Origin of the sequence: Bradyrhizobium commune (genome assembly GCF_015624505.1) — a bacterium.
Lineage (GTDB): Bacteria > Pseudomonadota > Alphaproteobacteria > Rhizobiales > Xanthobacteraceae > Bradyrhizobium > Bradyrhizobium commune.
On sequence record NZ_CP061379.1, the window covers coordinates 1,893,676 to 1,913,315 of the forward strand.

Genomic DNA, 19,640 nt, shown 5'->3' on the forward strand with positions numbered 1-19,640 from the left:
CGTGTAGCCGGCTCGCAATGACGGCAAAGGCCTTGTAAAAGGGCGGTTATGGACACGTCCCCCTTGATTCTTCTCGCTGCGGGCGGCACCGGCGGTCATCTGTTTCCGGCCGAAGCGCTCGGCGTCGAGCTGATCCGGCGCGGCTTTCGCGTGCGTCTCGTTACGGATGAGCGCGCGCTGCGCTATAGTGGGCTGTTCAGCAAGGACATGATCGACGTCGTCGCCAGCGAGACAGCACGCGGCCGCAATCCGTTTCAGCTCGCTTATGCCGGCCTCACGCTCGCCACCGGCACGCTGTCCGCTTACAGCCTGATCAAGCGATCGAAGCCGGTCGCCGTCGTCGGCTTCGGCGGCTATCCGACATTGCCGCCGCTGGTCGCGGCAAAGTTCGCCGGCGTGCCCGGTATCATCCACGACGCCAATGCCGTGCTCGGCCGCGCCAACCGTTTCCTGTCGAGCCGGGTCCGCGCCATCGCGACGTCTTTGCCCGGCGTGCTCGACCGCGATCCGGCGCTATCAGGCAAGACCACGACCGTCGGCACGCCGATGCGGCCGGCGATCCTTGCCGCCGCCGCCGTGCCCTATGCCGCACCGGAGGTGAATGGCCCGCTGCGCCTGCTCGTCGTCGGCGGCAGCCAGGGCGCGCGCATCATGGCCGACATCGTGCCGGGTGCGATCGAGCGGCTCGAGCCCGCGCTGTGGAGCCGGCTGGTCCTCACCCAGCAGGTCCGTGACGAGGACATGGCGCGCGTGCGCGCGGTCTACGACAAGCTCAAGATCAATGCCGAGCTTGCGCCGTTCTTCACGGATTTGCCGGCGCGGCTCGCCGCGAATCATCTGGTGGTGTCGCGCTCCGGCGCGGGCACGGTGGCCGAGCTTGCCGCGATCGGCCGGCCCTCGATCCTGGTGCCGCTGCCGGGCTCGATCGACCAGGACCAGTTCGCCAATGCCGGCGTGCTGGCCAAGGTCGACGGCGCCATCCGCATCCCGCAGACCGAGTTCACCTCCGACCGCCTCGCCGCCGAGATCTCCGGTTTTGCGGCCGAGCCGGCGCGCCTCACCGCCATGGCTGCCGCGGCGAAGGGGGCAGGCCGGCTCGATGCCGCCGAGCGGCTGGCCGATCTGGTGGTCAAGGTCGCGGGACGTTGACGCGAAAAAGCCCTTGTCTTCGCGTTCCAAAGCGGGGCATCCAGTAGGAAAGGCGCGCGGCTGATTTGGCCGTGACCTTCGCCAGATGCCGCCTGCGCAAGGCGGCGAGGTCAGGGAACAGAGCATGAGACTGCCGCGCGAGATCGGACCCATCCACTTCGTCGGGATCGGCGGGATCGGCATGAGCGGCATTGCCGAGGTACTGGTCAATCTCGGCTATACCGTGCAGGGCTCGGACGCCTCCGACAATTACAATCTCGACCGCCTGCGCAAGAAGGGCGCGAAGGTTTCGGTCGGCCACAAGGCGGAAAATGTCGATGGTGCCGAGGTTGTCGTCGTCTCCACCGCGATCAAGCGCGACAATCCGGAATTGATGGCGGCGCGCGAGCGGCGCATTCCCGTGGTGCGTCGCGCCGAGATGCTGGCCGAGCTGATGCGGCTGAAGAGCTGCGTCGCGATCGCCGGCACCCACGGCAAGACCACGACCACCACCATGGTGGCGACGCTGCTCGATGCCGGCGGTCTCGATCCCACCGTGATCAACGGCGGCATCATCAACGCCTACGGCTCCAACGCGCGTCTCGGCGCCGGCGACTGGATGGTCGTCGAAGCCGACGAGAGTGACGGTACGTTTTTGAAGCTGCCGACCGACGTTGCGATCGTCACCAATGTCGACCCCGAGCATCTCGATCACTTCAAGACGTTCGACGCCGTGCAGGACGCCTTCCGCCATTTCGTCGAGAACCTGCCGTTCTACGGTTTTGCCGTGATGTGCATCGACCACCCCGTCGTGCAGACGCTCGTCGGCAAGATCGAGGATCGCCGCATCATCACTTACGGCCAGAATCCGCAAGCCGATGTGCGGCTCCTTGATCTGACGCCGATGGGCGGCGGTTCGAAGTTCAAGGTCGCGTTCCACGATCGCAAGACCGGCGCCGTGCACGAGATTGCCGATCTGATGCTGCCGATGCCGGGACGCCACAACGCGTCCAACGCGACGGCTGCGATTGCGGTGGCGCGCGAGCTCGGCGTTACGGACGATGCGATCCGCAAGGCAATCGCCGGCTTCGGCGGCGTCAAGCGCCGCTTCACCAAAACCGGCGAATGGAACGGCGTCACCGTGATCGACGATTACGGCCATCACCCCGTCGAGATCGCGGCGGTGCTGAAGGCGGCGCGGGAATCCACCAACGGCAGGATTGTCGCCGTGGTGCAGCCGCATCGCTACACCCGCCTGCAATCGCTGTTCGAGGAATTTTGCACCTGCTTCAACGATGCCGACGCGGTTGTCGTCGCCGACGTCTACGCCGCGGGCGAAACGCCGATCGAGGGCATCGACCGCGAGCATTTCGTCTCGGGCCTACGCGCGCACGGTCATCGCGAGGTGATCCCGCTGCCGGCGTCGTCGGAGCTTGCCGGCATCGTCAAGGGTCTCGCGAAGTCCGGCGATCTCGTCGTCTGCCTCGGCGCCGGCAACATCACGCAATGGGCCTACGCGCTGCCCGGCGAATTGAAGGCGCTGGGGTGAGTACTCTGATGAGGGTCTCACAAGCCGCCGCAGAGCAAACTGCGCTCCCTCCCCCCTTGTGGGGGAGGGCGGGGGAGAGGGGTGGCCGCGGGCGAGGTCTGAGTTCGTGGCTACCCCCCTCCCTGACCCTCCCCCACAAGGGGGGAGGGAACGGGAATTGTGTGCCTTCCTCACCTGAGGAAGCGGCATGAGCTTCCCCGACATCACCCCCGACCTCAAAGCCGCGATGCCGGATCTCCGCGGCCGGTTGCTCGCCAACCAGTCGCTCGCCGAGCTGACCTGGTTTCGCGTCGGCGGTCCGGCGCAGGTGCTGTTCACGCCGGCGGATGAGGACGATCTCGCCTACTTCCTCGCGCATCTCGCTTCCGACATTCCGGTCTATGTCGTCGGTGTCGGCTCCAATCTGATCGTGCGCGACGGCGGCATTGCGGGCGTGGTGATCCGGCTGGCGCCGCGCGCCTTTGGCGATGCGACTGCGAATGGTGACGTCGTCACCGCCGGGGCGGCCGCGCTCGACAAGCGTGTCGCGGAGGTTGCGGCCTCCGCCAATATTGGCGGGCTCGAATTCTACTTCGGCATCCCCGGCACGATCGGCGGCGCGCTGCGGATGAATGCCGGCGCCAATGGCGGCGAGACCAAGGACGTGCTGGTCGAGGCCACCGGCGTCGGGCGCGACGGCACGAAGCACGCCTTCTCCAACGCCGACATGAAGTTCGTCTACCGCAATAGCGGGGTCGATCCCGCCATCATCTTCACCTCCGCGCGGTTTCGCGGCGAGATCAGGGATTCCGAAGCGATCCGCGCGCGCATGGCCGAAGTGCAAAGCCATCGCGAGACCGCGCAGCCGATCCGCGAAAAGACCGGCGGCTCGACCTTCAAGAATCCGCCCGGCCATTCCGCCTGGAAGCTGGTCGATGCTGCCGGCTGCCGTGGCCTGCGTGTCGGCGGCGCGCAGGTCTCCGAGATGCACTGCAATTTCCTGATCAACACGGGCGATGCCACCGCGCACGACATCGAGACGCTGGGCGAGACCGTGCGCGAACGGGTGAAGGCAAATTCCGGAATTGAGCTACACTGGGAAATCAAGCGGATCGGAATTCCGGACTAACGCAGACAGGCGACGACAGCACATGCGCATCACCATCCTCTTCGGCGGCTCCAACCGCGAACGTCTGGTTTCGGTCGCCTCGGCCCAGGCGCTGCATCTGGCGCTGCCCGAGGCCGACCTCTGGTGGTGGGACGTCGAGGACAAGGTGCACGTCGTGCAGTCCAAGCAACTGCTCGAACACGCCCGTCCGTTCGAGGACGAGTTCAATCCCGGCACGCGCGGCATTCCGCTCGCGCAGGCGCTCGACCAGGCCAAGGCGGAAGACCGCGTACTGGTGCTCAGCCTGCATGGCGGGCGCGCGGAGAACGGCGAGTTGCAGCTGATGTGCGAGGCGCGCGGCGTGGCCTTCACCGGGTCGGGCTCAGCCTCCTCGCATCTCGCTTTCAACAAGATCGCGGCCAAGCGGTTTGCTGCGCTCGGCGGCGTGACGCCGCCGGAGGGTATCGCGCTCGAAAATATCGACGAGGCCTTTGCCGAATATGGAAAGCTGATCGCCAAGCCCGCGCGCGATGGCTCGAGCTATGGCCTGATCTTCGTCAACGCCAAGCAGGATCTCATCGCCGTCCGCAACGCGGCCAAGCAGGAAGAATATGTGATCGAGCCCTATATCGCCGGCACCGAGGCGACCTGCGGCGTGCTGGAGCGGCCCGACGGCTCCATCATCTCGCTGCCGCCGATCGAGATCATTCCGGGCGAGGGCAATTTCGACTACGCCGCAAAGTATCTTTTGAAGTCGACCCAGGAGATCTGCCCGGGCCGCTTCGCGCCGGAGATCACCGCCGCGCTCAAGGCGCAGGCGATGCTGGCCCACCGCGCGATGTCCTGCACTGGCTATTCCCGTTCCGACTTCATCGTCTCGGACAAGGGGCTGGTCTATCTCGAGACCAACACGCTGCCCGGGCTGACCAAGTCGTCGCTCTACCCCAAGGCGCTGAAGGCCGAAGGCATCGCGTTCGTCGACTTCCTGAGCGGCCTGATCGAGCTGGCCCAGCAGCGGATGCGGAAATAGTTAGGATTGGTTAACGGCTGGACGGGCGAAACGGGCCGGTTTGGTGGCCAAAACCGGTAAAATGCCGGACATCGTGGCATAACTGCCTCACATGGCTGGGCAAAAAGCGTCGCCCGTTAACGAACTTTACCTTTTGTTTACCAGGAAGTCCGAAGGTTAACGCTGGCGGTGCATATGACGTTTTGGCTGCCGGCGCGTGAGCTGTGGCGGATGTCTCCGTTACCAGCGAATGCTTTGAAGGGGAGCGGTTTCTTCTGCCGAAGACCATCACCCGGCCCGGCACGTTCGAGACGTCATGTTCGCCAGGACCCGCGCGATGTCGCGGGCAAACTGTTGACGAGCTCGTGCAATGGATGGTGCAGGAAGCCTCACCCGGTCGTTTCTGAGATCGCTGAGGCCCCAAGCTGACCTGAAGGCGGCCGCTATTGGAGCGGTCGTGCTTCTGCGCGAGTGGGTGCAAGAAAAGCTCGACCGCAAGCGCGCGGAAAGACTTCACGAGAAGCGCGCTGCCACCAAGCAAAAGATCAAGGCCAAGGCCGTCGTCGAGCGCGAGCCGCCGCCGCGCGTGGTCGCGCTGGTCGAACGCTATCTGCCGCGCCGGGTCGGGATCGGCATGACCGTGCTGCTCCTGGTCGGAAGCTGCGGCCTCGGCATCGTCAAGGGCGGGCACCTCCAGGATTTCATCACCGCCGTCAGCGACGCCCGTAATGCCTTGGCCAATTCGGCCGGCTTTCGCATCACCTCGGTCGTGATCAATGGCCGCAAGCAGCTCAGCCAGGACGAGATCCTCGCGATCGGTGGCGTCAGCGGCCGCTCCTCGCTCCTGTTCCTTGATGCCGACAGCGTCCGCGACAAGCTCAAGGCCAATCCCTGGATTGCCGATGCGACCGTGCTGAAGCTCTATCCCGGCCGGCTCCTGATCGACATTACCGAGCGCCAGGCGTTCGCGCTGTGGCAGGAGGGCGGCCGGCTCTCGGTGATCGCCGACGACGGCGCCGTACTCGAACCCTACGTCTCGCGCCGGTTCCTGACGCTGCCGCTCGTCGTCGGCAAGGGCGCCGAGACCCAGGCCCGCGATTTCCTCGCGCTGCTCGCGCGCTATCCGCAGGTGAATGCGGTGACCAGGGCCGCGATCTTCGTCGGCGAGCGGCGCTGGAACCTGCGGCTGAAGGATGGTCTCGACATCCGCCTGCCCGAGCAGGACGTCGGCAATGCGCTGGCCGCGCTGTCCAGGCTCGACAAGGAAGACCGGCTGTTCTCGCGCGATATCGTCGCCGTCGACATGCGTCTGCCCGATCGCCTCGTGGTGCAGCTGTCCGACGACGCCGCCAAGGCGCGCGAAGACCTGTTCAAGGACAAGAAGAAAAAGAAGGCCGGGGACGCTGCATGACCGGTCTCGATCGCACCCAGACGCCGAAGACGCGCCAGATGCCGCACAAGCGCGGCGGCCTCGTCGCCTGCCTCGACATCGGCACCAGCAAGATTGCCTGCATGATCGCGCGGCTGAAGCCGTCGGCACCGAGCGAAGCCCTGCGCGACCGCACTCACGCGGTGGAGCTGATCGGTTACAGCCAGATCCAGTCGCGCGGCATGAAGGCCGGCGCGGTGGTCGATCTCGCCGAATGCGAGCAGGCGGTGCGCCAAGCCGTAGGCCTCGCGGAGAAGATGGCCAAGGTCCGGGTCGAATCTGTGCTGCTATCGGTCTCCGGCGGCCGGCTCGCAGGCCAGCTGGTCGAAGCCGCGGCCGATATCCGCGGCGGCGCGGTGACGCCTGCCGACGTCAGCCGCGTCACCTCCACCGGCATGCGCCACGCCACCGGCGCGGGCCGCACCGTGCTGCACGCGCTCCCGGTCGGCTACACGCTCGACGGCGCCAAGGGTATCCGCGATCCCCGCGGCATGGTCGCGCGCCAGTTCGGCGTCGACATGAACGTCGTCACCTGCGACGCCACCGTGGCGCGGAACCTGATGCTGGCGGTGGAACGCTGCCATCTCAATGTCGAAGCCATGGCGGCGAGCCCCTATGTGGCCGGCCTGTCGGTCCTGACCGACGATGAGGCCGACCTTGGCGCGGCCGTGGTCGAGATGGGCGCGGGCACCACCACTATCGCCGTCTACTCGGGCGGCCGCTTCGTGCACGCGGCCGGTTTTGCGGTCGGCGGGCAACACATCACCATGGATCTCGCGCGCGGACTCTCCGCGACCATTGCCGATGCCGAGCGAATCAAGACGTTATACGGCACGGTCCTCACCGGCGGATCGGACTCGCGTGAGCTGATGTCTGTACCGACGGCCGGTGACGAGCAGGATCTGCCGCAGATCGTTTCGCGCGCCACCATCGCCAACATCGTCAAGCACCGTGCCGAGGAAGTCTTCGAAATGGTTCGGGACAAGCTGAAGGATTCGCCCTTCGCGGCAGAGCCCAAGGGCCGCGTCGTGCTCTCGGGCGGCGCCTCGCAGCTCACCGGCCTCGTCGAGCTCGGATCGCAGATTCTCGGCCGGCCCGTGCGGGTCGGACGTCCGCTCGGTTTCGGCCGGCTGCCCAACGAGGCGAAGAACGCCGCGTTCGCGGTGCCGGCCGGCCTCCTCGTTTACCCTCAATATGTTCACCAGGAACATGTCGAACCGCGGCATACGCGGCAGCAGGTCAAGACAGGGACCGGCGGTTATTTCGGAAAGGTCGGACGATGGCTACGCGAGGGTTTTTGATGACTCCTTTCCGCAATTCCAGATTTTCACCAACTCCCGCGGCCGCCGGCCGGGGCGAATCCACGCGCGCGTGATCGAGAGGCAAACATGACCATCAGCATCAATGTTCCTGATATTCACGAACTGAAGCCCCGGATCACCGTGTTCGGCGTCGGCGGCGCCGGTGGCAACGCCGTCAACAACATGATCACGGCGGGCCTCCAGGGCGTCGACTTCGTGGTCGCCAACACCGATGCGCAGGCGCTGACGATGTCGAAGGCGCAACGCATCGTGCAGATGGGCACCGCGGTCACGCAAGGCCTGGGCGCTGGCTCGCAGCCGAACGTCGGCGCCGCCGCCGCGGAGGAGGTGATCGACGAGCTGCGCGACCATCTCTCGGGCGCCAACATGGTGTTCGTCACCGCCGGCATGGGCGGCGGCACCGGTACGGGTGCAGCGCCCGTCATCGCCAAGACCGCGCGCGACATGGGCATTCTCACCGTCGGCGTCGTGACCAAGCCCTTCCACTTCGAGGGCGGCCGCCGCATGCGCACCGCGGAAGCCGGCATCAACGAGCTGCACAAGGTCGTCGACACGCTCCTGATCATCCCGAACCAGAACCTGTTCCGGGTGGCCAACGAGAAGACCACCTTCGCCGACGCGTTCGCGATGGCCGACCAGGTGCTCTACTCGGGCGTCGCCTGCATCACCGACCTGATGGTCAAGGAAGGCCTGATCAACCTCGACTTCGCCGACGTCCGCGCCGTCATGCGCGAGATGGGCAAGGCGATGATGGGCACGGGCGAGGCCTCCGGCGACAAGCGCGCGCTGACCGCCGCCGAGGCCGCGATCGCCAACCCGCTGATCGACGACAGCTCGATGAAGGGCGCCAAGGGCCTCCTGATCTCCATCACCGGCGGCAAGGACCTGACCCTGTTCGAGGTGGATGAAGCCGCGACCCGCATCCGCGAGGAAGTCGACCAGGACGCCAACATCATCGTCGGCGCCACCTTCGACGAAGCCCTCGACGGCCTGATCCGCGTCTCGGTGGTTGCCACCGGCATCGAGCAGGCCGCGATCGCCCGCAACAGCCAGGCGACCAGCGCGCCGGTTGCGAACGCAGCGCCGCAGCAGGCTCCGGCGCCTGCTGCTGTGGCCGAGAGCCGTCTCGCCGACCTGACCGCGCGGCTGCGCGCCGACAACCAGCGCATGGCCGAACGCGCCCAGAAGCTGGAAGCGCAGATTCCGGCCGCAGCGCCGGTTGCACCCGCTGCGCCGCGTCCGAATGTCGAGCGTGCGGCGCTCGCCGCCATCGCCGCTGCGGTTGCGGACGTTCCGCAGGCGCCCGCGCCGCAGACCTATGGCGACGTCACGGTGCGGCCGATTGCCCAGAAGCCCACGCTGTTCCCGGAGCCCGAGCAGGCGCCGCTGGCCATGCATGAGCCGATGACGCCGGAAACCTTCATCCCGCCACAGGCCGAGCGTGCGCCGGCCCGCGCGCCGCGGATGCCGCGCCTCGACGAACTGCCGATGCCGGCCCAGGCCGAGCTTCGCCAGGCCCGCGGCGAGGTCGAGGACGAGACCCCGCAGAAGACCCGGCTGTCGCTGCTCCAGCGTCTCGCCAATGTCGGCCTCGGCCGTCGTGACGAGGAGACCGAGGCGCCGATCGCCGCCCGGACCGCTGGTCCCGCGATGCCGCCGCTGCCCGATCGCAAGCCGCAGCGCACCGTGGCGCAGCAAATCGCGGCCAGCGAGCCGGTGTCGGAATATGCCCGCCGCCCGGCGCCGCAGGGTCTCGACGCTCATGGTCGCCCGGCACCTGTTGCGCCGGCGCCACAGGGCGACGACCATCTTGATATCCCGGCCTTCCTGCGGCGGCAGGCGACCTAAGGATTGTTACAATAAGGCGGACGCAAAAAGGCCCCGGCGGGATGCACGCCGGGGCCTTTCCTTATGTTCCGTGCATATCCGGGTTGCGCGCTCAAGCAACTGATTTTAAATCATTAATTACTTGTTTGGTGGTTCAGTAAAGCTGCCGATACCGGTCCCGAAACCCGGCGCAATTTGGTTAAGCCTTGGCGCGAATACGGCAGGTTTGGGGTAACAATCGGTAAAAAAGCGTGAGTTGGCGCTGTTTGGGGCAGTGACTATGGTTTGGCGTGACTTGGGGATACGGATTCGGACGGGCGGCCTAGGCCGGTTAGTCGGGTCTTGTATAAGTCGCGTTGGGTCGTAGTGGGGCGGGTTCCTGATGAAATTTAGCCGGCAAACAACGCTTCGTGCGCAAGCCACCGTGGCCGGCGTCGGCGTTCATTCCGGTCTTCCCGTCACTCTCACGCTTGGACCTGCACCCGTCGATGCAGGTTTTATTTTTGTCCGCACCGGACTTGAGGGAAGTGACCGCGAGGTCCAGGCGACCGCCGAGCAGGTCGTCGCGACGGATCTTGCTACGGTGCTGGGTGATAATGACGGGCCACTCGTTTCGACCGCTGAGCATGTGCTTGCTGCACTGCGAGGCATGGGGGTGGACAACGCCACCATCGAGATCGACGGCGCGGAAGTGCCGATCATGGACGGCAGCGCAGCGGCCTTCGTCGCGGCGATCGATCAGGCCGGGATCGTCACCCAATCGGCCCAGCGCCGGTTCATTCAGGTTCTGAAGCCGGTCTCGGTCGCTATCGGCGACTCCTTCGGCGAGATACGGCCCTATGCCAACGGCTTCCGCGCGCAGATCGAGATCGATTTCGCCAATCCCGTGATCGGCCGGCAAGCTTATGAGTTCGAGCTTGTGCCGGAACGCTTCCGCCGTGAGATCGCTCGCGCCCGGACCTTCGGTCTAATGTGCGATCAGGCGCGGCTCTGGGCCGCAGGCTATGGTCGCGGCGCATCCTTCGACAACACCGTGGTTTTCGACGAAGAGCGGCTGCTCAATCCCGAGGGCCTGCGCTATGCCGACGAATGCGCCCGTCACAAGGTGCTGGACGTGATCGGCGATCTCGCGCTGGCCGGCCTGCCGCTGCTTGGCGCTTATCGCTCGGTGCGTGGCGGCCACAAGCTCAACCACGCCGTCCTGACTGCGCTGCTCGCCGATCGTACCGCCTGGCGGGTCGTGGAGGGCGAGGCCGCCCGCCGCACCACGCGTCCCGTGGTCGAGGTCGGCGGCGGCATCGTTGGCGGCCGGATCGCCGCGGCCTACGGGCCGGACGTGTCCTAGGACCTGTTGCCGCGGGCGACGTGTCGGCGGCTTCTCCGGGAAACTCCTGGTAACCATGATCCACTAGGATTGCGGCAAGTTCGCCTTAATCCGGGCGGAATGCCTGCCTATCCGGTAGGTTAACGATCGTTTTTCGGTTACACGGGCGTGGTCGCATGGCAGGCACCACGGGCACATTTCGCGCCCATGACGGGGATCATGGGCTGGCGGGCACCGCATCACAGGGCGTCAGGTCTTAAATTCATGTCGGCACAGCGTATGACGCGCGGATATCTTTCGGTTTGGCCCAACGCCTCGTTGAAGGCTTCGATCGGGGCCCGTGCGCTGCTTCAGGCTGCCACCCTCTTCGTGCTCGCGCTGCCACTGGCTGGCTGCGGCACCGGTGCGCTCTGGGACAAGTTCACGGCCAAGGACGACACCTTCGTCGAGGAGCCTGCCGACAAGATCTACAATGAGGGCTTGTTCCTCATGAACGAAAAGAAGGACATGAAGGCGGCGAACAAGAAGTTCGAAGAGGTCGACCGCCAGCATCCCTATTCCGACTGGGCGCGCAAATCGCTGCTGATGTCGGCCTACGCGTCCTACCAGGGCGGCGACTATGACAGCTGCATCGGTGCGGCGACCCGCTACGTCACCCTGCATCCCGGCAGCCCGGACGCGGCCTACGCGCAATATCTCATCGCCGCCTCGCATTACGACCAGATTCCGGACATCAGCCGCGACCAGGCCCGGACCGAGAAGGCGATCGCCTCGCTGGAAGAGGTGATCCGCAAATATCCGAACTCGGAATACGCGACCTCGGCCAAGGCCAAGATCGAGGGGGCGCGCGACCAGCTCGCCGGCAAGGAAATGAATGTCGGCCGCTACTACATGCAGAAGAAGGACTACACGGCCGCGATCAACCGCTACAAGGCCGTGGTGACGCAGTATCAGACCACGCGCCACGTCGAGGAGGCGCTCTACCGGCTCACCGAGGCCTATATGGCGATCGGCATCGTCGGCGAGGCCCAGACCGCAGCCGCCGTGCTCGGCCACAATTTTCCTGACAGCCGCTGGTACAAGGACGCCTATAATCTTGTAAAATCCGGCGGTCTCGAACCGAGCGAGAATCAGGGGTCCTGGATCAGCCGGACCTTCAAGAAGATGGGTCTCGGCTAGGAAATTTGGTTCCATGCTGGCGCGTCTGTCGATCCGTGACATCGTCCTGATCGAACGGCTCGATATCGAATTCGCCACCGGGCTTGCGGTTTTGACCGGCGAGACCGGTGCGGGCAAATCCATCCTGCTCGATGCCTTTGCGCTGGCGCTCGGCGGCCGCGGCGACGCCGGCCTCGTGCGCCATGGCGCGGAGCAGGGCCAGGTCACTGCCGTCTTCGACGTTCCGAAGAATCACCCTGCGACGAAGATTCTGGCCGAGAACGGCCTGGACGATACCGGCGAGATGATCTTGCGCCGGGTCCAGCTGGCCGATGGCCGCACCCGCGCCTTCATCAACGACCAGGCGATCAGCGTGCAGACGCTGAAGGCGGTCGGCGCGGCGCTGGTCGAGATCCACGGCCAGCACGATGAGCGCGCGCTGGTCGATGCCGCCACCCACCGCCGCCTGCTCGATGCCTTTGCCGGGCTCGAAAAGGACGTCGCTTCCGTCGAAGCCCTGTGGGAGGCGCGCCGCACCGCCAGCACTGCGCTGGAAGCGCATCGCGCCGGCATGGAGCGCGCCGCGCGCGAGGCCGATTATCTGCGCCATGCCGCGGATGAGTTGAAGCAGCTCGCGCCCAGGGACGGCGAGGAGACCTCGCTCGCCTCGCGCCGCACCACGATGATGCAGGGCGAGAAGATCGCCTCCGACCTGCGCGAGGCGCAGGAGGTCGTCGGCGGCCATAATTCGCCGGTTGCGGCGCTGTCGGCCGCCGTCCGCCGGTTGGAGCGCCGCGGCGTCAATTCGCCGGCGCTGGTCGAGCCCGCGGTCAAGGCGATCGACATTGCGATCAACGCGCTGGAAGAGGCCGACCAGCATCTGCTGGCGGCGCTCGCCGCAACCGACTTCGATCCGGCCGAGCTCGAACGCATCGAGGAGCGGCTGTTCGCCTTGCGCGCCGCCTCGCGCAAATATTCGACGCCGGTTGACGGGCTCGCCGCGCTCGCCGCCAAATATGCCGCCGACGTGGTGCTGATCGATGCTGGCGCCTCGCAGCTGAAGAAGCTGGAGCAGGCCGCGATCGAGGCCGATGCCCGCTATGCTGCTGCGGCGAAAAAGCTCTCGGCGGCGCGGCAGAAATCGGCCGAGAAGCTCAACAAGGCCGTCAACGCCGAGCTCGCGCCGCTCAAGCTCGAACGCGCAAAATTCATGACCCAGGTCGGGACCGACGAGGCCGCGCCGGGCCCGCAGGGCTTTGACCGCGTCGAGTTCTGGGTGCAGACCAATCCCGGCACCAAGCCCGGTCCGCTGATGAAAGTGGCCTCCGGCGGCGAGCTGTCGCGCTTCCTGCTGGCGCTCAAGGTCGTGCTGTCCGACCGCGGCTCGGCACCGACGCTGGTGTTCGACGAAATCGACACCGGCGTCGGTGGCGCGGTCGCCGACGCCATCGGCGCTCGGCTGGCGCGGTTGGCCGGCAAGGTCCAGGTGATGGCCGTGACCCACGCCCCGCAGGTTGCCGCCCGCGCCGACCAGCATCTCCTGATCTCGAAGGATGCCCTCGACAAGGGCAAGCGCGTCGCCACCCGCGTCAACGCGCTCGCCGCCGACCACCGCCGCGAGGAAATCGCGCGCATGCTCGCCGGCGCCGAGATCACGGCCGAGGCGAGGGCAGCTGCGGAGCGGCTGCTCAAGGCGGCGACGGCTTAGTTGTTTGTCGCGGACGCAGCGCGCTGCGCTGCATCCGGGGAACAATCCCCAACGTGCCTTTACCATCCCGCCCGCCCCGTCGTATCCAAGCATCATGGCCAGAGCAGCAAAATCCACAAAGCCGCTTCGCGACGTCGCCGACCTCACCAAGGCGCAGGCCAAGGTCGAGCACATGCGGCTCGCGCTCGAGCTCGAAGAGCATGACAAGCGCTATTATCAGGACGACGCGCCGACAGTCACCGACGCCGAATACGACGCGCTGCGCCAGCGCTTCAACGCGATCGAAAAGCGCTTTCCCGAATTCGTCAGCGCGGACTCGCCCTCACAGAAGATCGGGGCGGCGCCGTCAGGCCGTTTCAAAAAGGTCCGGCATGCCGTTCCCATGCTGTCGCTCGACAACGCCTTTGCCGAAGAGGACGTGCGCGACTTCGTCGGCCGCATCGTGCGCTTCCTGAAGCTCGACGACGACAAGATCGACTTCTCCGCCGAGCCGAAGATCGATGGTCTCTCGATGTCGCTGCGTTATGAGGGCGGCGAGCTCGTGACCGCGGCGACGCGCGGTGACGGCGCGGTCGGCGAGGACGTCACCGCCAACATCCGCACCCTCGAGGACGTCCCGCAAAAGCTCAAGGGACGCAGCATCCCCGACACCTGCGAGGTGCGCGGCGAGGTCTACATGTCCAAGAAGGCCTTCCTCGCGCTCAACGAGCGGCAGAAGGCGGCCGGAGACACCATCTTCGCCAACCCGCGCAATTCGGCCGCAGGCTCCTTGCGGCAGAAGGATCCGACCATCACCGCCTCACGCCCACTCGGCTTCTTCGCCTATGCCTGGGGCGAGATGAGCGCGATGCCGGAAGAGACGCAGACCGGCATGATCCGCTGGTTCGAGCGCTGTGGCTTCAAGACCAATCCGCTGACGAAGCTGTGTCACTCCGTCGAGGAATTGCTCGCCTTCCATCATTCAATTGAGGAGCAGCGCGCAAAACTCGACTACGATATCGACGGCGTCGTTTACAAGGTCGATCGCCTCGACTGGCAGGAGCGGCTTGGCTTCGTTTCGCGCACGCCGCGCTGGGGCATCGCACATAAATTCCCGGCCGAGCGCGCCATGACGGTGCTGCGCGACATCGAGATCCAGGTCGGCCGCACCGGCTCGTTTACGCCCGTCGGCAAGCTCGAGCCGGTCGGCGTCGGCGGCGTGATCGTGCAGAACGTCACGCTGCACAACGAGGACTACATCAAGGGCATCGGCAACAAGGGCGAAGTCTTGCGCGAGGGCCGCGATATCCGGATCGGCGATACTGTCGTGATCCAGCGCGCCGGGGACGTGATTCCGCAGATCGTCGACGTCGTCCTCGACAAGCGGCCGAAGAGCGCCAAGGAGTTTCACTTCCCGAAAAAATGCCCGTGTCCGCTGCACACCGACGTGGTGCGCGGGGAGACGGCCGCCGGCGAAGAGGAAGCGCGCGCCCGCTGCACCGGCGAGTTCGCCTGTCCCTACCAGAAGATCGAGCATCTGAAGCTGTTCGTGTCGCGGCGCGCCTTCGACATCGACGGCCTCGGCGAGAAGCAGCTCCAGTATTTCTTCGACGAGGGGTGGGTGAAGGAGCCCGCCGACATTTTTACGCTGGAGAAGCGCAACGCGAAACTGAAGCTCGAGGAGATCGAGGGCTACGGCGAAACCTCGGTGCGCAATTTGTTCGGCGCCATCGAGAGCCGGCGCAGAATCGCGCTGGAGCGTTTCGTCTACGCGCTCGGCATGCGCCATGTCGGCGAGACCACCGCGCTGGCGCTGGCGCGCGGCTATGGCTCGTGGGATGCTTTCCACGAGGCCTGCCTCAAGGTCGCCAAGGGCGACGAGGAGGCGATGGCCGAGATGGACGCGCTCGACCAGATCGGCGACACCGTGATCAAGAGCATCGCGGATTACTTCGGCGAGAGCCACAATCGCGGCATCGTCGAGCGCCTGACCCGCGAAGTCGAGATCGTCGACGCCGAGAAGCCGAAGAGCAACTCGGCCGTTGCCGGCAAGACGGTGGTGTTCACGGGCTCGCTGGAGAAGATGACGCGCGACGAGGCCAAGGCGACTGCGGAACGGCTCGGCGCAAAGGTGTCGGGCTCGGTGTCGAAGAAGACGGACCTTGTCGTCGCCGGCCCCGGCGCGGGCTCGAAGCTCGCGGACGCCAACAAGCACGGCGTCAAGGTGCTGACCGAGGATGAGTGGCTGGCGCTGATCGGGGAGTGAGGTTTCTCCTCGTCATTGCGAGCAGCTTGTAACCCGGATGGAGCCCAAGCGAAATCCGGGGGCTGGTGTTGTTGCACGCGCTGACCCGGATTGCGCTTCGCTCCATCCGGGCTACGAAACGAAATGACGAGGAGGCGGCCGCCCCTCACATCATCCCCGCCTCGTCCTCCTCCGCCTGCGCGATCAGCGTCTTGCTCACCACGACCTCGCGGCGGGGGACGACGAAGATCATCATCGAGGCGCAGAGCAGCGAGATCGCGAGAATGGCCGACGTCAGCGGCAGCGTCGTGGCGGAGTGGCCGCCGAGATAGGCGCCGAACTGCGACACCAGTGCGCCGACGCCCTGTTGCAGGAAGCCCATCGCCCCCGAGGCGGTGCCGGCGGCTTCGGGGCGGATGCTGATGGCGCCGGCGGCGGAATTCGCCATCACGAAGGCGTTGCCGACCATCACGATCATCTGCGTGCCGAACAGCCAGCCAGGCGCTTCGTTCCAGCCGGTGAAACTCCAGAGCAGGTTCAACAGGCTGCCGCAGAGTTGCAGGCCCAGCCCGAACCAGATCAGCTTCTCCAGCGAGTGCCGCGGCGCAAAGCGCACGCACAGCAGATTGCCGACGAGATACGCAAAGCCGGTCGTTGCGAACCACGCACCATATTCGGCGCTGCTCCGCCCCATCTGGGTCACCACGATGTAGGGGCCGCCGCCGGCGAAGGCGAAGATGATCTGCGAGGCCAGCACCTGGCACATCACATAGCCGACGAAGGCGCGGCTCTTGATCAGCATGCCGACGTCGCCGCGAAAACCGCCGCTTCCGGCGGCGCGGCTGCGGCGCGTCTCGGGCAGCGCGAAGGCGATGCCGACGGCCACCGCAATCGCGCCGATCGTGACGGCGTAGAAGATCGCGCGCCAGCCGAACGCCGTCTCGATCAGGCCGCCGGTGAGCGGCGAGACCATCTGGCCGATCATAAGCGCTGCGACCACGAGGCTGATCATGGAGGCGACGCGGTCGCGCTCGTAGATGTCACGAATGATGGCGCGGCTTATCACCATGCCGGAGGCGCCGCCCAAGGCCTGGAAGAAGCGCGCCGCGATCAGTTGCGGCAGTGTCTCGGCGAAGATGCAGGCGACGCTCGCCGCGACCATCAATGCGAGGCCGCCGAGCAGCACCGGTCGCCGCCCGAACTTGTCCGACAGCGGCCCCATGATCAGCTGCGACAGCGCGATGCCGACCATGTAGAGCGACACCGTCATCTGTGCGATCGAGATGTCGCGCCCGAAATTCGTCGCCAGCACCGGCAGCGCCGGAACCAGGATGTAGAGCGAGATCGGCGCGATCCCGGTCATGACGACAAGCAGCAGCAACACCACGCGCGAGGTCGCGATGTTCTTCATCGCCGTTTCCGGCGGCCTGCTGATCATGCCGTGCATGCGTATCCGTCTCTCGAAGTCGAGTCGGACTGTAGCGTGCTCGCACAAGACGGATATCGGTGTTTCGGAATGCGGCCATACCGATTCCGGGACTGTTATAATAACAGTGCGCGGGAAGTCGTCGTTTTGCGGAGAAGCTGCACAAGGAACGTGCCAACGCCGCCGTGATCGCGGCCGAAAGCGGCAGAGCCTTGCGCTAGTCGCGTAGCGCCATGCGCGCTACGCCTTGAGCTCCGCCGTCGCCTGATCGAGCCAGGCCCGCGTCGCCTCGTCGAGCGCCGGCCGTACTTCGGCTTTCACGCGCGCGTGGTAGGCATTGAGCCAGGCGAGCTCGTCCCTGCTCAACATCGCCACATCGATCAGCCGGCGGTCGATCGGCGCCAGCGTCAGCGTCTCGAACGCGCTCATCGCCTTCTCGGCGCCCTTGATGTCGGCGGCGACCACCAGCTCGAGGTTCTCGATGCGGATGCCGAAACCGTCGGTCTTGTAATAGCCGGGCTCGTTGGAGAGGATCATGCCGCGCTTCAGCGGCGTGGTGCCGAGCTTCGAGATTCGCGCCGGGCCCTCGTGGACCGACAGATAGCTGCCGACGCCGTGACCGGTGCCGTGCTCGAAATCGACGCCGGCGGCCCAGAGATATTGCCGCGCCAGCGTGTCGAGTTGTGCGCCGGTGGTGCCGTCGGGGAAGACCGCGCGCGCGATCGCGATGTGGCCGCGTAGCACGCGGGTGAAGCGGTCGCGCATCTCTCCTGTCGGCTCGCCGACGGCAATCGTGCGGGTGACGTCGGTCGTGCCGTCTTCATACTGCGCGCCGGAATCGATCAGCAGCAGATCGCCGCGCGCGATGCGCCGGTTGCTCTTGCGGGTGACGCGGTAATGCACGATGGCGCCGTTCGGGCCGGTGCCGGAGATGGTCGGGAACGAGACGTCCTTCAGCGCGCCGGTATCGCGGCGGAACGTCTCCAGCGCCTCGACCGCGTCGATCTCGGTGAGCTTGCCGCTTCCTGCCTCGCGATCGATGAAGGCGAGGAAGCGCGCCAGCGCCACGGCATCGCGCTGGTGCGCGGTCTTCGTGCCTGCGATCTCGGTCGGGTTCTTGACCGCCTTGAGCAGCGCGATCGGATCGTTGCCGCGCAGCGGCTTGCCGCCGGAGCTCACGATCAGCCGGCTGAGCGCCTCGGCCGCGGTTGCATTGTCGAGCGCAATGGTGGCACCGCTCTTGGCCAGCGCCATCAGCGTCGGCGCCAGCGCATCAGGCTCGCGCACGTCGGCCGTTTGCTCGAGATGGTCGCGCGTCAGGTTGGAAAGCTTGCGGTGGTCGATGAAAACGGTCGGCCGGCCGTCCTTCGGCACCACCGCGTAGGACAGCGGCAGCGGCGTATGGGCGACATCGCCGCCGCGAATGTTGAAGGTCCAGGCCACGGCATGGCTGTCGGAGAGCACCAGCGCGTCGGCGCCGAGCTTGTCGATCTCGCTTTTGATCTGCGTCAGCTTCCCGGCTTCAGCGACGCCGGCATATTGCAAGCCGTGGACCGCGACCGGTGCCAGTGGCGGCTGCGGCCGGTCCTGCCAGATGGCGTCGACCGGGTTGCTGTCGACGGCGACCAGCTCGGCACCAGCCTTGGCGCAGGCGGCGGTCAGGCGCTCGGTTGCCGCAAAAGTGTGCAGCCATGGATCAAATCCTAGGCGATCGCCGGATTTGAGATGGGCCGAGATCCAGTTCTCGGGTGGCGGATCGATCAGCGACTCCACCGCCCAGGCCTTGGCATCGACCTGCTTGGCCGCCTGAATCGTGTAGCGGCCGTCGACGAACAATGCCGCCTCGCGGATCAGCACCACCGCCAAACCCGCCGACCCCGTAAAGCCGGTCAGCCAGGCGAGCCGCTCTTCCGAGGGCGCGACATATTCATTCTGCTGCTGATCGGCGCGCGGTATGACGAAGCCGGTCAGCTTGCGGCGGGCGAGCTCTTCACGGAGCGCTGCCAGGCGCGCGGTCAATGCGACGCCCGCCTCGGGCTCCTCGAATGTCTGGAAATGCGCTTCGAACATGGCTCAGTTTAGGATCATGGAGATCAGTCCGCAATGTGGACGCATTTGAGGTCGCATCTGGCATGGACTGTGCTTGAAAAAGTTCCATTCGAATCGAGTGGAGTACAGGATGCGGCTGTTGCGCTTCGTCCGGATAACAGGGAAATTCGAGCAAGTGGTTCATCTCAACGGCGAGGGGACACACGATGCCAGCGTTCACGTTTGAGAAGATCTCGCCGCCGGTGCGCCGCGCTCCGGCCGCTGCGACACCGAAGAAGCCGCGCGGCCTCATCAGCCAGATGATCGACCGTTTTGCCGCGCGCCGCGCCAGGCGTGCGTTGCGCCGATCGGCGCGTGGTGACGAGAAGGTGGCGAAGTAGCCAAGTCGACGATGCCGTAG

The 19,640-nt window shown here is 66.0% G+C and carries 14 protein-coding genes; 12 read left to right on the forward strand and 2 right to left on the reverse strand.

The window, feature by feature from the left end:
* The first annotated feature begins 48 nt into the window (after positions 1-48).
* From murG to ligA, 11 genes are all read left to right on the forward strand, one after another.
* Positions 49-1,149, forward strand: a complete 1,101-nt coding sequence (gene murG / locus IC761_RS08980; protein ID WP_195802896.1) for an undecaprenyldiphospho-muramoylpentapeptide beta-N-acetylglucosaminyltransferase — start codon at positions 49-51, stop codon at positions 1,147-1,149.
* Between the two features lie 124 nt (positions 1,150-1,273).
* The gene (gene murC / locus IC761_RS08985; protein WP_195802897.1) at positions 1,274-2,677 is read left to right on the forward strand and encodes a UDP-N-acetylmuramate--L-alanine ligase; all 1,404 of its coding nucleotides are present in this window, start codon (positions 1,274-1,276) and stop codon (positions 2,675-2,677) included.
* Positions 2,678-2,864: 187 nt separating this feature from the next.
* Positions 2,865-3,785 (forward strand): UDP-N-acetylmuramate dehydrogenase, encoded by a 921-nt coding sequence (murB, locus tag IC761_RS08990; RefSeq protein WP_195802898.1) that lies wholly within the window; start codon positions 2,865-2,867, stop codon positions 3,783-3,785.
* Between the two features lie 22 nt (positions 3,786-3,807).
* The gene (locus IC761_RS08995; RefSeq protein ID WP_195802899.1) at positions 3,808-4,794 is read left to right on the forward strand and encodes a D-alanine--D-alanine ligase family protein; all 987 of its coding nucleotides are present in this window, start codon (positions 3,808-3,810) and stop codon (positions 4,792-4,794) included.
* Positions 4,795-5,143: 349 nt separating this feature from the next.
* Positions 5,144-6,184: a cell division protein FtsQ/DivIB gene (locus IC761_RS09000; protein ID WP_195802900.1), complete on the forward strand. Its 1,041-nt coding sequence runs from the start codon at positions 5,144-5,146 to the stop codon at positions 6,182-6,184.
* Positions 6,181-7,503: a cell division protein FtsA gene (gene ftsA, locus IC761_RS09005; RefSeq protein ID WP_195802901.1), complete on the forward strand. Its 1,323-nt coding sequence runs from the start codon at positions 6,181-6,183 to the stop codon at positions 7,501-7,503. The genes IC761_RS09000 and ftsA overlap by 4 nt, the downstream gene beginning before the upstream one ends.
* A gap of 87 nt (positions 7,504-7,590) precedes the next feature.
* On the forward strand, positions 7,591-9,372 hold the full coding sequence (gene ftsZ, locus IC761_RS09010; protein ID WP_195802902.1) for a cell division protein FtsZ: 1,782 nt from the start codon (positions 7,591-7,593) through the stop codon (positions 9,370-9,372).
* Positions 9,373-9,733: 361 nt separating this feature from the next.
* Positions 9,734-10,696 carry a UDP-3-O-acyl-N-acetylglucosamine deacetylase gene (lpxC, locus tag IC761_RS09015; protein WP_195802903.1) on the forward strand — a complete coding sequence of 321 codons (963 nt, stop codon included), beginning with the start codon at positions 9,734-9,736 and terminating at the stop codon, positions 10,694-10,696.
* A 243-nt stretch (positions 10,697-10,939) separates the two neighbouring features.
* Positions 10,940-11,854 (forward strand): outer membrane protein assembly factor BamD, encoded by a 915-nt coding sequence (locus tag IC761_RS09020; RefSeq protein ID WP_195802904.1) that lies wholly within the window; start codon positions 10,940-10,942, stop codon positions 11,852-11,854.
* Positions 11,855-11,867: 13 nt separating this feature from the next.
* Positions 11,868-13,541 (forward strand): DNA repair protein RecN, encoded by a 1,674-nt coding sequence (gene recN, locus IC761_RS09025; protein WP_195802905.1) that lies wholly within the window; start codon positions 11,868-11,870, stop codon positions 13,539-13,541.
* Positions 13,542-13,635: 94 nt separating this feature from the next.
* A complete protein-coding gene (gene ligA / locus IC761_RS09030) occupies positions 13,636-15,786 on the forward strand; it encodes an NAD-dependent DNA ligase LigA (RefSeq protein WP_195802906.1) in 2,151 nt (716 codons plus the stop codon).
* A 145-nt stretch (positions 15,787-15,931) separates the two neighbouring features.
* On the opposite strand, the gene IC761_RS09035 is transcribed toward ligA, so the two are convergent.
* Both IC761_RS09035 and IC761_RS09040 read right to left on the reverse strand, forming a co-directional pair.
* Positions 15,932-17,212: a multidrug effflux MFS transporter gene (locus tag IC761_RS09035; protein WP_195802907.1), complete on the reverse strand. Its 1,281-nt coding sequence runs from the start codon at positions 17,210-17,212 to the stop codon at positions 15,932-15,934.
* A gap of 219 nt (positions 17,213-17,431) precedes the next feature.
* A complete protein-coding gene (locus IC761_RS09040) occupies positions 17,432-19,261 on the reverse strand; it encodes an aminopeptidase P family protein (protein WP_195802908.1) in 1,830 nt (609 codons plus the stop codon).
* Between the two features lie 185 nt (positions 19,262-19,446).
* Here IC761_RS09040 and IC761_RS09045 point away from each other — a divergent pair, with 185 nt between their 5' ends.
* Positions 19,447-19,620 carry a hypothetical protein gene (locus IC761_RS09045; RefSeq protein WP_195802909.1) on the forward strand — a complete coding sequence of 58 codons (174 nt, stop codon included), beginning with the start codon at positions 19,447-19,449 and terminating at the stop codon, positions 19,618-19,620.
* Positions 19,621-19,640 lie beyond the last annotated feature (20 nt).

Bases quoted from the DNA above. Each gene is read 5' to 3' on its own strand.
- murG (WP_195802896.1), top strand. From the start codon at position 49: ATGGACACGTCCCCCTTGATTCTTCTCGCTGCGGGCGGCACCGGCGGT.
- murC (WP_195802897.1), top strand. From the start codon at position 1,274: ATGAGACTGCCGCGCGAGATCGGACCCATCCACTTCGTCGGGATCGGC.
- murB (WP_195802898.1), top strand. From the start codon at position 2,865: ATGAGCTTCCCCGACATCACCCCCGACCTCAAAGCCGCGATGCCGGAT.
- IC761_RS08995 (WP_195802899.1), top strand. From the start codon at position 3,808: ATGCGCATCACCATCCTCTTCGGCGGCTCCAACCGCGAACGTCTGGTT.
- IC761_RS09000 (WP_195802900.1), top strand. From the start codon at position 5,144: ATGGATGGTGCAGGAAGCCTCACCCGGTCGTTTCTGAGATCGCTGAGG.
- ftsA (WP_195802901.1), top strand. From the start codon at position 6,181: ATGACCGGTCTCGATCGCACCCAGACGCCGAAGACGCGCCAGATGCCG.
- ftsZ (WP_195802902.1), top strand. From the start codon at position 7,591: ATGACCATCAGCATCAATGTTCCTGATATTCACGAACTGAAGCCCCGG.
- lpxC (WP_195802903.1), top strand. From the start codon at position 9,734: ATGAAATTTAGCCGGCAAACAACGCTTCGTGCGCAAGCCACCGTGGCC.
- IC761_RS09020 (WP_195802904.1), top strand. From the start codon at position 10,940: ATGTCGGCACAGCGTATGACGCGCGGATATCTTTCGGTTTGGCCCAAC.
- recN (WP_195802905.1), top strand. From the start codon at position 11,868: ATGCTGGCGCGTCTGTCGATCCGTGACATCGTCCTGATCGAACGGCTC.
- ligA (WP_195802906.1), top strand. From the start codon at position 13,636: ATGGCCAGAGCAGCAAAATCCACAAAGCCGCTTCGCGACGTCGCCGAC.
- IC761_RS09035 (WP_195802907.1), bottom strand. From the start codon at position 17,212: ATGCACGGCATGATCAGCAGGCCGCCGGAAACGGCGATGAAGAACATC.
- IC761_RS09040 (WP_195802908.1), bottom strand. From the start codon at position 19,261: ATGTTCGAAGCGCATTTCCAGACATTCGAGGAGCCCGAGGCGGGCGTC.
- IC761_RS09045 (WP_195802909.1), top strand. From the start codon at position 19,447: ATGCCAGCGTTCACGTTTGAGAAGATCTCGCCGCCGGTGCGCCGCGCT.